The organism is Wolbachia endosymbiont of Pentalonia nigronervosa (genome assembly GCF_014534705.1).
In the GTDB taxonomy this organism is placed as follows: Bacteria; Pseudomonadota; Alphaproteobacteria; order Rickettsiales; family Anaplasmataceae; genus Wolbachia.
In genome coordinates this window covers 1-12,227 of record NZ_JACVWV010000037.1, presented here as the reverse complement: position 1 = coordinate 12,227, position 12,227 = coordinate 1, and the positions used below count along the sequence as shown (strand labels likewise).

The 12,227-nt window shown below is 33.7% G+C and carries 15 protein-coding genes and 1 tRNA gene; 5 read left to right on the top strand and 11 right to left on the bottom strand.

Going from position 1 to position 12,227, the window contains the following annotated elements; all coding sequences use genetic code 11:
* Positions 1-178 (top strand): transposase (locus IC220_RS04450; protein WP_188153335.1); only part of this gene is annotated, 178 nt, incomplete at its 5' end.
* Here IC220_RS04450 and IC220_RS04445 read toward each other — a convergent pair.
* Complete coding sequence (locus IC220_RS04445; RefSeq protein WP_188153350.1) at positions 171-527, bottom strand: hypothetical protein; 357 nt, start codon at positions 525-527, stop codon at positions 171-173. The genes IC220_RS04450 and IC220_RS04445 overlap by 8 nt on opposite strands.
* Before the next feature lie 166 nt (positions 528-693).
* The gene (gene petA, locus IC220_RS04440) at positions 694-1,275 is read right to left on the bottom strand and encodes a ubiquinol-cytochrome c reductase iron-sulfur subunit (RefSeq protein WP_188153349.1); all 582 of its coding nucleotides are present in this window, start codon (positions 1,273-1,275) and stop codon (positions 694-696) included.
* Positions 1,276-1,391: 116 nt separating this feature from the next.
* Between petA and IC220_RS04435 the strand changes: the two genes are divergently transcribed.
* Positions 1,392-2,411 (top strand): Mrp/NBP35 family ATP-binding protein, encoded by a 1,020-nt coding sequence (locus tag IC220_RS04435; protein ID WP_188153348.1) that lies wholly within the window; start codon positions 1,392-1,394, stop codon positions 2,409-2,411.
* Here IC220_RS04435 and IC220_RS04430 read toward each other — a convergent pair.
* The 3 genes from IC220_RS04430 to IC220_RS04420 all read right to left on the bottom strand — a co-directional run bounded on the left by IC220_RS04430 (position 2,394) and on the right by IC220_RS04420 (position 4,366).
* Complete coding sequence (locus IC220_RS04430) at positions 2,394-2,891, bottom strand: invasion associated locus B family protein (protein WP_188153347.1); 498 nt, start codon at positions 2,889-2,891, stop codon at positions 2,394-2,396. The two genes, IC220_RS04435 and IC220_RS04430, sit on opposite strands and share 18 nt — an antisense overlap.
* A complete protein-coding gene (rpoH, locus tag IC220_RS04425; protein ID WP_188153346.1) occupies positions 2,884-3,759 on the bottom strand; it encodes an RNA polymerase sigma factor RpoH in 876 nt (291 codons plus the stop codon). The genes IC220_RS04430 and rpoH overlap by 8 nt, the downstream gene beginning before the upstream one ends.
* 91 nt (positions 3,760-3,850) lie before the next feature.
* Positions 3,851-4,366, bottom strand: a complete 516-nt coding sequence (locus tag IC220_RS04420; protein ID WP_188153345.1) for a gamma carbonic anhydrase family protein — start codon at positions 4,364-4,366, stop codon at positions 3,851-3,853.
* An 85-nt stretch (positions 4,367-4,451) separates the two neighbouring features.
* Between IC220_RS04420 and IC220_RS04415 the strand changes: the two genes are divergently transcribed.
* Complete coding sequence (locus IC220_RS04415) at positions 4,452-5,558, top strand: D-alanyl-D-alanine carboxypeptidase family protein (protein WP_188153344.1); 1,107 nt, start codon at positions 4,452-4,454, stop codon at positions 5,556-5,558.
* 348 nt (positions 5,559-5,906) lie between these two features.
* Positions 5,907-6,194, top strand: a complete 288-nt coding sequence (locus tag IC220_RS04410) for a hypothetical protein (protein WP_188153343.1) — start codon at positions 5,907-5,909, stop codon at positions 6,192-6,194.
* A gap of 73 nt (positions 6,195-6,267) precedes the next feature.
* Here IC220_RS04410 and IC220_RS04405 read toward each other — a convergent pair whose 3' ends face one another.
* From IC220_RS04405 to IC220_RS04380, 6 genes are all read right to left on the bottom strand, one after another.
* Positions 6,268-6,702, bottom strand: coding sequence for a hypothetical protein (locus tag IC220_RS04405; RefSeq protein WP_188153342.1), 435 nt, complete (start codon positions 6,700-6,702; stop codon positions 6,268-6,270).
* Between the two features lie 274 nt (positions 6,703-6,976).
* Complete coding sequence (locus IC220_RS04400) at positions 6,977-8,575, bottom strand: ABC transporter permease (protein WP_188153341.1); 1,599 nt, start codon at positions 8,573-8,575, stop codon at positions 6,977-6,979.
* 90 nt (positions 8,576-8,665) lie between these two features.
* Complete coding sequence (gene sucD, locus IC220_RS04395) at positions 8,666-9,547, bottom strand: succinate--CoA ligase subunit alpha (protein WP_188153340.1); 882 nt, start codon at positions 9,545-9,547, stop codon at positions 8,666-8,668.
* Positions 9,548-9,549: 2 nt separating this feature from the next.
* Entirely contained in the window at positions 9,550-10,701 is a 1,152-nt protein-coding gene (gene sucC / locus IC220_RS04390) for an ADP-forming succinate--CoA ligase subunit beta (protein ID WP_188153339.1), read from the bottom strand.
* Between the two features lie 6 nt (positions 10,702-10,707).
* On the bottom strand, positions 10,708-10,908 hold the full coding sequence (gene rpsU / locus IC220_RS04385; RefSeq protein WP_188153338.1) for a 30S ribosomal protein S21: 201 nt from the start codon (positions 10,906-10,908) through the stop codon (positions 10,708-10,710).
* 134 nt (positions 10,909-11,042) lie between these two features.
* Positions 11,043-11,117, bottom strand: a tRNA-Pro gene (locus IC220_RS04380).
* 181 nt (positions 11,118-11,298) lie between these two features.
* Between IC220_RS04380 and IC220_RS04375 the strand changes: the two genes are divergently transcribed.
* Positions 11,299-12,204: a hypothetical protein gene (locus IC220_RS04375; protein WP_188153337.1), complete on the top strand. Its 906-nt coding sequence runs from the start codon at positions 11,299-11,301 to the stop codon at positions 12,202-12,204.
* Positions 12,205-12,227 lie beyond the last annotated feature (23 nt).

Here is a 12,227-nt window from a genome sequence, read left to right as displayed (position 1 = left end):
AGATCCCGAAGCTGAAGGATTTCAGGTTATTCCAAAACGTTGGATAGTTGAAAGAACCTTTGCTTGGCTCTCCAATTTTAGGCGCATGAGCAAAGATTACGAACATTCTCCTCTTACCTCAAAAACCAATATTTTCTTTAATATGATTACCGTTATGCTTAATAAATTAGCTACTTAAATGATTTCAAGACATCTTCTAGAACGATGCACGTAGATAAAAATACAAAAGCAACAAGATAAATTAAGTATCTTACTGCACTCTTTGCCACTTTAGATAGTGTAGAATCATCATCTTGAGCTTTAACGGCATTCAAACATAAATAAGTGCAACCCATCAATGATAGTGTTATAGCAGTAGGTACGATGACTGGAGTGAGCAGAAGAGCATTAATAAATTTTTTCCCCGAGCTTGTAGAACTATTATTACTATTATTTTGTGAAGCAAAATAGTTTTGGCCAACTTTGTTAAGGTATTCAAAACCATACAAAAGCCTTTCACTATTTTCTTTAGACATTTCAATTATCATAAATGTTACCTATTTTTTTTACAATATACTATAATAGTAAATTAATTAATGTCAAAAGTATGTTACTTCATGTTTTTGTGCATTTTCTTATGTAATTTGTATGTTAACTATAAAAGCTTAGAAAGCAATGTTTTTCTTAAGTTGATACCATTGTGTGAACTATGTGTTAAGCTTTTTTACCAATTACTACAACGTCATCGCTTGGAAAAAAATAATCAGGTACATCCATATTTTTTGGTGCGGGGCCTCCAATGACTCGACCAGATGTATCATAATATGAACCATGACAAGGACAAAACCAACCGTTGCCATCTTTTGTAGCGTGATCAATTGGTACGCATCCGAGATGGGTGCATACTCCCTTTATGATCAACCACTCATCTTTACCTTTACATACTCTCTGTTCATCTGTTTGAGGATCTCTTAAAGTGTTTACATCAACAGCTCTGGCAGCTTCAATCTCCTGTTTGGTGCGTTTGCGAATAAATACCGGTTTACCCTGCCACTTGACTTTTATTCCCTTGCCTTCTTGAACTCCAGATAAGTTTACTTCTACTGTAGACATTGCTAAAATTTCAGCAGAAGGGTTCATTGATTTAACCAATGGCCAAAGTGCACTTCCAGCTCCAATACCAACCATAGCACATGTAGTCAGAGTTATAAAATCCCTTTTACTTTTGCTTAAAGACGTTTTTTCATTATCTTGATTTTTGGGACTTTCAAGTGACTTTTTATTTTTAGTTACCATTTATCGTCTCTATAACTACAGACATACATTCTACCGAAAATGTTATACATTGATCAACAAAAACTTATGCTTTTTAGCTACATCTTGTATAACTAAAGGAAAGATAGGATAGCTGTGTGAATATTAGTAAAGAAGTTATAACGGAAAGCTTAAAAGAAGTTATAGATCAAGAAAGTGGTAAAGATGTGGTATCTCTTGGTATTATATCTGCAATTGTTATTAAAGGAGGGCATGTTGGTTTTGCACTTGAGCTTTCCAATAAAATGCAGGCAAATAAAGCAGAGGTGTTGAGAAAAAAGTGCGAACAAGTTGTTGAATTAATACTAGGTGTAACAAAAGTAACTGTTGTAACTACGAACTCTGCAGACCAAAAACAGTTCACACAACCAAAGTTGAATATTGAAGGAGTCAAAAAAATAATAGTTGTTGCTTCAGGTAAAGGAGGGGTGGGGAAATCTACGATTGCTCTTAACCTTGCTCTATCTTTGGTAAAGTTAAAATATAAAACTGCGTTAGTTGATGCAGATATATATGGCCCTTCGATTCCACAAATGCTTGGTACTGAAAAATTAAAGCCAGAGATACAGGACGGTAAAGCTATACCTATAGAAAAATATGGACTTCAAACTACCTCTATTGGTTACTTTATTGATAAAGGTCGGGCAGCAATATGGCGTGGACCTATGGTCACGAAAGCACTTTATAATCTACTAATGGGAAGTAAATGGTCTGACGTAGAATACATGATAATTGATGCACCACCTGGAACAGGGGATGTGCATCTGAGCCTGACAGAAAAGTTTAACTTAACTGGTGCAATTATAATTTCAACACCGCAGGAACTTGCTTTAATTGATGCTCGTAAGGCTTATGACATGTTTAAAAAATTAAGTGTACCAGTTATTGGCATCATAGAAAATATGAGTTATTTTACTCAGAATGACTCGAAGATATATATCTTTGGAAAAGAAGGTGCAAAAAAGATGTCTGAAGAGTTAAAAATTAAGCTCTTAGGTGAAATTCCTATAGATCCACGAATATGCCAAGCATCTGATTATGGAAATCCTTTAGTATTAGATAAGGATTTAACAAAAATTTATGAAGATATTGCACAAGAGCTAGTTTTGCTGACATAAGTCATGCATTTTTCTATATGCATTTTGAAAGCCAAGAAGAGAATAAGTGTCAGCAACTGTTATTGCTTTTGTTTTAGTAAGAACCACCATTGATAACCCTTGTTTCATTTTTTGTACTAAATCCCGGTCTGTTTTTGTATTGTCCGCCCATGCAAAGCTTCCTTCTATTACTGGTAATTTATATTTTATTTTTTGATCAATATTGAGAATTACAGGTTCCTTATCATACTGAAATCCTGAAGATACACTTACTTCATCTGCTTTTGTATTAACATAACTGACTATTACATGTGGCTTACGATTAGTTGTATAGTGTTCACTTTTCTTTTTAGGATAAGATACAATATAACATACTTTTTCTCCATCTTCCAATGCGGTATATACGAGCCAATCTTTGTATTTTTCTTTCAAATTTACATCGCTCACTGATGCAAAGGCACCAATTGAAAAAAATAGTAAAAATATAAAATAACTACGCATATAAACTAAATTTCAAACTTTCTGATTGTATATATTGTTTTACCTTTCCCATTGATTGTTCAGCTATCTGTCTTATTCTCTCCCTTGAAACACAGTACTTTTTACTAAGTTCATCTAGTGTTTTAGGGTGGTCAGATAAATATTTACTGACAAAAATGTCCCTTGCTCTTTCATTTAAGGTTGCCAATGCATTTTTTAAAATCACTTCCTTTAACTCTCTTTCTTCATTATTTTGACAGGTTAACTCTTGATTGAGTGAATTGCAAGGAATCATCTCTTGTAATTCTTTTGCAGGTTCATTATTTATTTTAATGCTCTCATTTAATGAGAGGTCTTTTTGAGCCAATCGACGATCCATTTGTACTATGTCTTCTTCAGATACGGAAAGCTCATTGGATATAGCTTTTACGTCTTCATCGCTTAAGTTTTCTCTATTGGAATATTGTAAAATTCTTTTTTTTGTTTTACGTAAACTAAAGAACAATTTTCTTTGTGCTTGTGTTGTTCCTATTTTTACGCACGACCAGGATTTTAATATGAAATCTTTCATTGAAGCTTTAATCCACCATACAGCATAAGTTGAGAAGCGAAATCCTAAATCAGGATTAAATTTCTTAACTGCCTGCATTAACCCGATGTTTCCTTCCATGATTAAATCCATCAGGGACAGTCCATAATTTTTCAATTTCATGGCAACTTTTACTACCAAACTTAAGTGGCTAGTAATCAATTTATGTGCTGAGGGAATGTCTTGGTGCTCGTGCCAATTTTTTGCTAACTGTATTTCTTCTTCCTGAGATAGCATAGGAAAATGGTTTACTTTGGCAATATACTGCGTCAGGCTAGTGCTACTATCTATACATAACATAACAAATTGAAAAAACCATATGTATATATTTTATTACTTGCTCAGTAAAAATTCAAGACCCAAGTTTTCTATAAACCAAAAAATTATCTCACTATAACTTATGCTCCCTTGCTAACATGATATAATTTTCTGCTGATTCTGCAATATGTTTTATTTCTTCATCAGACATCTTCTTAAAAAATTTTGCTGGTCTACCAGCCCATATTTGTCCGCTTTTTATTACTTTGCTTACTGTTACTAAAGAACCGGCTGCAACCATAGCTCCAGACTCAACTACAGCATGGTCCATGATAGTGGAGTTCATGCCTACAAATGCCTTATTATGAATTGTACATGCATTCAACAGACAGGAATGCCCTATTGTTACCATATTACCAATAACCGTATCACCTCCAGGATTTCTATCAACGTGAATCACCGTTCCATCTTGAATATTTGTTCCTGCACCTATTTTTATTGACCCAACATCTCCCCTCAACACACAATTAAACCAAATGTTTGCATCTTTTTCAATTTCAACCTTACCTACAATATATGAACCTCCTGCTATGAAAGCACTATCATCTATTTTTGGTTCATGGTTTTTATATGTTAAAATATGATACATATGCAGTTTTTTTACATTATATAATAATTTTATTGAAAAACTCTTATAAAATAATACCGTTGATTAGTATACTTAAGTTATGAATATGTTGAGCAGATATATAATTTTACTATTGGTTTTTGCACTTCCTTTTCACTTACATGCATATCAGTTTAGAACCAAAGCAAAACAAGCAGTAATTTTAGACTTAGCTTCAGAATCTTTTATCTTTGAACACAATGCTGATGAGAAAATGACACCATCTTCGATGAGTAAATTGATGACTTTATATGTAGCTTTTGATTATTTAAAAGCTGGGGTAATTAATATGGAAGATGAGTTTCAAGTAAGTAGAAAGGCGTGGGAAAGAAAAGGCTCTTCTATGTTTTTGAAAGAAGGGCAATTTGTGACAGTACGAGAATTATTAGAAGGAATTATTATAGTTTCAGGTAATGATGCGTGCATAACTTTAGCAGAAGGTATTGCAGGGTCAGAGGAAAATTTTGTGATTGAAATGAATGAAATAGCACAAAAACTTAACCTCAATAATAGCCACTTTGTTAACTCAAGTGGCTGGCCAGATGAAGACCACTTTATGAGCGTGAGGGATTTAGCAGTGTTATCAAAAAGGATTTTTACCGATTTCCCTGAGTATTATGATCTATTTTCTGAACAATATTTTTCATATAATGGAATCACGCAAAAAAACAAAAATCTTTTACTTTCTTACGATGTTGGAGTTGATGGTTTAAAAACCGGTAATACAAATGCTGGCGGCTACGGAATTGCTATATCAGCAAAGCGAGATGATAGAAGAATATTTATTGTTATCAATGGTTTAAGTACTGAGAAAGAGCGAATAGAAGAAGCAAGAAGATTGGTACAATATTCCTTGAATCATTTTACTACCAAGAAAATATTTACTCAGAACAGCATTGTTGAAGAAGCAGATGTTTTGCATGGAAAAAATAGAAAGGTACCTATGACAGTTAAAAACGATGTTGTGATAACATATAACCGTAGTCTGCATGATAAAATTAAGGTATATATTAAACATTTTAACATGATACCCGCACCAATCAAAAAAGGTCAAGAAGTGGGTAAGATTCACATAGAAATACCAGATGCTGAAGAAAAAATCATATCACTTTATGCAATGAATGATGTGAGAGAACTAAATTACATAGCAAAACTTTTTAGAATATTATTTTAACACTAAATCTTTCTTATTTTATTTGTTTTCTAAAAATCCTATTGTTAATGATTGATAATAAAAGCAATCAGCTTATTTGATCTCAAGTGGTACTTGCGCTGGCGTAAGAAGCCAAATACTGCTAATAAGACAAAACATATTACTGACGTATAAGACATCTTAAAAATAAAGTCTTTCAAACCTACAATTAAAGCATTACTAAAAGAGGTTTGTTTCATTAAGCTTATAGCTATTATACTGCTATCAATTAGTGAGCAGTTGAACAAAGCAGTAAAATTCTCTATGTGAAATTGACGTTTAAATATTGGCTGAAGTGCCTCAAGTGTAGACATACTAAAATGAAGTGATATGAATAGTGAAATAAAGGAAGCCACGAGCATGAAACTAAGGTTTTGCCACATTAAAGCTATACTGATAGCTATACATACAAGCAAAATGTTAGTAGCATTTCTTTTACCGTATAAGTCTGTTATTACATTTGTAACTAGTGCTGATAATACAAACATAAGAGAACAAACCGATAACTTAGCAGTAGTGTTTAATAAAAAAACAAAAACAAATAGTACTATTGATAAAACTACCATATTAACACCTCTACAAAAAATAATTTATGCTAGACTAGCAAATTTTCCCTAGAATCACAACTGTTTTTTATATTCAAAACTAATTTTTATGTTTCTAGTGAACTTGCATTCATACCTGATTCAAATTAGGATCCAGCAGACTCTCTCATAGTTATAATATAGTGTGATGGATACTGTTTATAAGCTCCAGTAATTGCATCAACAGCAAAACCAGGAAGCCATATTACATTGAGCAAAGTAACCTTATTAAAATCTTCACCTACCATTACATCTGACTGTTCATAACCTGCTTTTTTACAATTAACAAATAATAGCCCTGACCCCCGTTGAGCTGTTATTTGTCCAGGATTAGATGTAAGAGAATAGTACACTCCAGATTCAGGAAAACGTGCAGTGCATTTTACTCCTTCTAGCAAATTACCCTGACTATCTACTACTTGCATTTGAATTGTTTGAGTAGGGTTGGAAAATATCGTCGCAAAGCAACCAGTCAGTAAGACAGTTGTAGATAAAATTAAACAAGTATTAACGAACTTAAAAGATTTATATATTTTGAACATGTTACCCTCTCCTTGCTAAATTTCTATAATTTTATCATAAATGCAGTTATTTGTCAATATTTCTCTAGCCTCACACCATAAAGCAGCAAAGCTTATATTGATATTATGTGAGTAGTCTTTCTAAACTCTAATTCGACTTTAGCACTACTGAGCTTTTTGCATTTTATTTATGTTACCATATTTACTTCATAATTCTTGCTTATTCTTAACAGCAGTTAGTTAACTTAACATTAACTATGATGAAAGAAAACTCAATTTAATATACTTTTGTTATTTATTCTTTGAAGGCATTATCAAGTTTAAATAATATTATTGTGGAAATTAAACCTATTGTGACAATAATCAACGAAAACGGTGCAGCTTCTCTATAACGTTCATCGCTTACAAGTTCATATATCCTGGTTGAAATAGTTTCAAAATTGAATGGTCTGATGATAAGAGTTGCAGTTAATTCTTTTATAGTATCCATAAATACAAGCAAAAAACCTGATAATATACTTTTCTTGATTAAAGGAATATGAACATTGATACATGTTGAAATAGGACCATGGCCCATAGTATATGCAGTCCATTCGATTTCATTTGGTGTTTTATTAAGTCCTGACTCCACTGCTTTGAATGATATAGCAAAAAAACGGAATAAGTATGCATAGATCAAAGCACCAATAGTGCCTACTAAACTGATCTTTGCAATATGTTGAGTAACCGTAGATGACACTTTATTCAAGAATATAATGATACTTATTGCAATAATTGCATTTGGTATTGCATAGCCCATTGAGATGAGACGTGCTATATAGCTAATTACTTTATTTTTACGTGCAGTACATCCCATTATTATTGCAATACTAATCGAGAGTAATGCAGTAAAAAATGATAAACTGACGCTATTTGCTATTATGTTATAGAATCTTGTATCATAGATGAACACACTCTTTTCTATGCTCCAATATATCAATGGAATTATTGGCAAGATAAAGCCTATCAGTATTGGCAGTGCACACACGATATAAGTGCAAATTAACGGTATAGAGCCATTTATATTGCGTTTATTGTGATAATCTGAATTGGTATTTATAGACGAGTAGGATATACCTTTTTTTTGTAGACTTTTTTCCAAGACTATTAATACTATAATGAAGGACAATTCTGCGATTGCTAAAATAGTAGCTGAGTATTTATCGTGCAGTAAAAACCAAGTGCGATATATTCCGATTGTAAAAGTATCGATAGCTAGGAATTGTGGTGTGCCAAAATCTGTGATGACCTCCATCATTATTAAGGATAATCCGGCCACGATAGATGGACGTACAGATGGGATAACGACAGAAAACAGACTACGTAATGGAGAAAATCCAAGTGTTGATGCAACAGTGACTGAGTTACTAACATTCTTAAGACTTGAACGAACTAGCATGTAAACATATGGATATAAACTAAATCCCATGACTAATATCCCGCCGCCAAGTGATTTTATTTCCGGAAACCAATAATCATTTTTGCTCCATTGGAAAAATTCCCTTAGTAAACTTTGCACTGGACCTGAAAACTCAAGTGTATTTGCGTACACAAATGCTACTATGTACCCTGGTATTGATATTGGAAAAAACAAGGCAATTTCAAAAATTCTACTTCCAGGAAATGAAAAGAATGTGGTAAGCCAAGCTGGAATTACACCAAATATAAAAGCTACGCCACCAACTCCTATCATTAAAATTAATGTATTGAGTATATATTCAGGAAAGAGTGTACTGATCACCCACTCAGAATTTGCTGAATTGGTAAATGGGATTGATATTAACGATAATATGGGAGAGACAAATAATATGCTGACCAAAAAAAAGAATATATTTTTGAATACTCTTAAAAACATTCACTGAGATTTATAGTTACTATTAAAATGTTATATGTAAAAATTCAAGATACAAGGTCTATTTCGTGAACATAAAAGGTTTAGCATTTTCTAGTGCAAATTGTTCATAACCTCGAACATTTTTTTACCAATCACTGCTGGAGTTTCTGCAACCACAATACCACTACTCTGCATCACTTCTAGTTTTGCATCGGCACTTCCGCCACTAGAGGAAATAATCGCCCCAGCGTGACCCATACGCCTTCCTGGAGGTGCTGTTTTTCCTGCTACGAAACCAACTATTGGCTTTTTAGTTTTCTCTGTTTTAACAAAATGTGCCACATCCTCTTCTTCATTGCCACCTATTTCACCAATTACTATAATGCCGTGAGTATCTTCATCTTTGAGAAAGAGTTCCATACAATCAACAAATGTCATACCATGAACAGGGTCTCCACCTATTCCTATGCATGTAGACTGCCCAAGACCAACAGCGGTTGTTTGTGCTACTGCTTCATAAGTTAAAGTTCCAGAACGAGACATAATTCCTATGTGTCCACGTTTGTGAATATGTCCAGGCATAATTCCTATTTTGCACTCTTCAGGTGTAATAATCCCTGGGCAATTAGGACCAATCAGTCGGCTTTTTGAGCCAGTGAGTGCATGCTTAACTTTGACCATATCTAATATAGGAATGCCCTCTGTGATACAAACTATCAATTCTATTTTTGCAGTTATTGCTTCAAGTATGGCATCTGCAGCAAATTTAGCAGGAACGTATATAACTGTAGCGTTAGCTTCTGTTTTTTCCTTAGCTTCTGCTACGGTATTAAAAACTGGTAAATTGAGATGAGAACTTCCTCCTTTTTTAGGAGTTACTCCTCCTACCATTATAGTACCATAGCTAATCGCTTGTTCTGAATGGAATGTACCTTGTGCACCAGTGAAACCCTGGCATATTAATCTTGTACCTTTATTTACTAAAACTGACATTTTTATTTCACCTCTTTTACTATCTTCTGTGTAGCTTCATCAAGTTCATCTGCAGCAATAATGTTCAATCCTGATTCTTCTAAGATTCTTTTCCCTTCCGCAAAATTAGTTCCTGATAACCTAACTACCAGAGGAACATTAATACTAATCTCTTTTGCAGCTTCAACAATACCGTTGGCAATTATATCACAACGCATTATTCCACCGAATATGTTTACTAAAATTCCCTTTACGCTATTGTCAGATAATATGATCTTAAACGCCTCAGTTACAGTTTCTTTGTTTGCTCCGCCACCAACATCTAAAAAGTTAGCCGGTTCTGCTCCGTAGTATTTTATTATATCCATTGTTGCCATAGCAAGACCTGCGCCATTTACCATACAACCGATACTACCATTCATTTTGATATAATTTAATCCGTATCTTGAAGCTTCTATTTCTTCTTTTACTTCTTCATCATAATCGCGGAGTTCTAAAATTTCTGGATGACGATATAAAGCATTATCATCAAAATTCATTTTAGCGTCCAGGGCAATAAAATCACCAGAATTTGTTTCAACTAATGGATTAATTTCAATTTGACTTGCGTCAGTTGCTACAAATGCTTCGTATATATTTTTGGCAATACTTGTTATTTTTTCTATTTGATTTGGACTTAAGTTAGAGCCATTATTTAGCTTGTTGCTATCAAAACTAGCAAAACCAGCAGCAGGATCGATATCAATTGTTATAATTTTAGAACTATCTACTTCTTCGATATCCATTCCACCTTCTGGTGAGAAGATAAATGTTGGCCTGCTTAATTTCGGATCAATTACTAAACTGAGATAATACTCTTTCTTAATGCTTGAGCCTTCTTCAATGTACACTTTTCTTACTTGCTGTCCATTTGGGCCTGTTTGATGTGTAACTAAAGTTAAACCGAGCATATTTTGTACAAATTGCTTAGCATCTTCAATAGATTTTGCCAGCTTTACACCGCCAGCTTTACCTCTACCACCTGCATGAATTTGAGCTTTAACTACATATACGTCAGACTTTAACTGACCTATTTGTGACTCTACTTCTCCTATAGATGTAACAAAGAACCCTTTTGGTACTGGAACATTGAATTTATGTAAAATTCCTTTTGCTTGATACTCATGAATATTCATATAAACCTACCAACCATAACGCTGTCTTCTGCACTCTTGCTGATACCTTTTCTTTCTAGCTTCAGCTTTTTTTTTTGCTCTTTTGTCTGATTTTTTTTCGTGATATTGTTTTTTCATTTTAAGCAGCCTTCCTTCTTTTTGGATTGCTTTTTTTAGCACCGGAAGTGCTCGGTCTACATCGCCATAATGAACTGATACTTCAATCAAGATTTTATACCTCCATGCATAGTTAACTTACTTATAAGTTAGATCCTATAAATTAGTAATTGTCAATTACTTTATAATCATAATTCATTAAAAATATATGAAAACCTTGGCTCACTTAAAAAGTACCTAATGAATCGGGGCGGAGAGATTTGAACTCCCGACCCCTTGGACCCAAACCAAGTGCGCTACCCAGGCTGCGCTACGCCCCGATTTCTTGATTACAATATCAAAAAATTTATAAAAATGCAAGGTTCATTTGTTTACTGCAAATTGATGTCCTCAGAAGGAGAATTAAATAAAATTTCTCAATAACAAATTGAATTAATACTAAATTAACTATTTAAAAATTACAATAGAGGTATGAATTTTTAACTTTAATGGGAGATAAGTATGGAATTGTTTTATCAGGCAGCAAATTGGTTTAGAGCTATGACGAATAACGGCGACTTTCAATCAATGGCAGCAAAATTGGAAGATGCGTTAAAAAAATTAGAAGCAACTAGATTAGACGAAGTAGCTAGAGCACAAGAAGTAGCTAGATTATCAACAGAAGCAGCAGCAAAAGCAAAAGAAATAGCTAGATTAGAAGATGCAGCTAAATTACTAGATGCAGCTAGAGCGTCAGAAGATGCAGCTAGAGCGGCAGAAATAGCTAAATTAACAGATGCGACAACAAAAGCAGAAGAAGCGGCACAGAAAATAGCAGAAGTATCACAAGTATTAGAAGCGGAAAAGTTGGCAAGAGTAGCAGACGCATCAGAAGCAGCAAAGAAATTAGCGGAAACTGGAGGGAAATTAGCAGAAAATGAAGAGAAAGTAGCAGAACTAACACAAGCTGTAGAGGAATTAAAAGAAATGTCAGAAAAATCAGCAGAAGCGTTTAAAACACTAGCAGAAACAGCAGAGGGTGCGGATAAATTCAGTACTGCAGGTATTGCAGGTATTACAGTAGCTTGTGTTATGGCGACAATTTTAGTTGCTTTTATTGTATGTTTAGTATGTCAAGGAGTAAAGGCTGAAAAAGCGAGAAAACAGGAAAGAAGTAATTCTTTTGGGTCAATGAATGATGAAGGAAGTGTAGTTACAGAAGCGACAAATCTTTCAGATTCAGAAGAGCAAGAGATACCGTCTTGCAAGTCAACAAAAAATTATTCAAGCTGTATCATAAAATACTTACGATCTGTACTATGTAAAATAGTATCTTACACAAATTTATTGAATAGACCTTCTGCGAAACAAAGAAATAAACGTCAAATTCTCTTTGGGGGGTATAAAAACAACCTATCCCATGTGTGACTTTGCTTCTCTACAACGCTCTA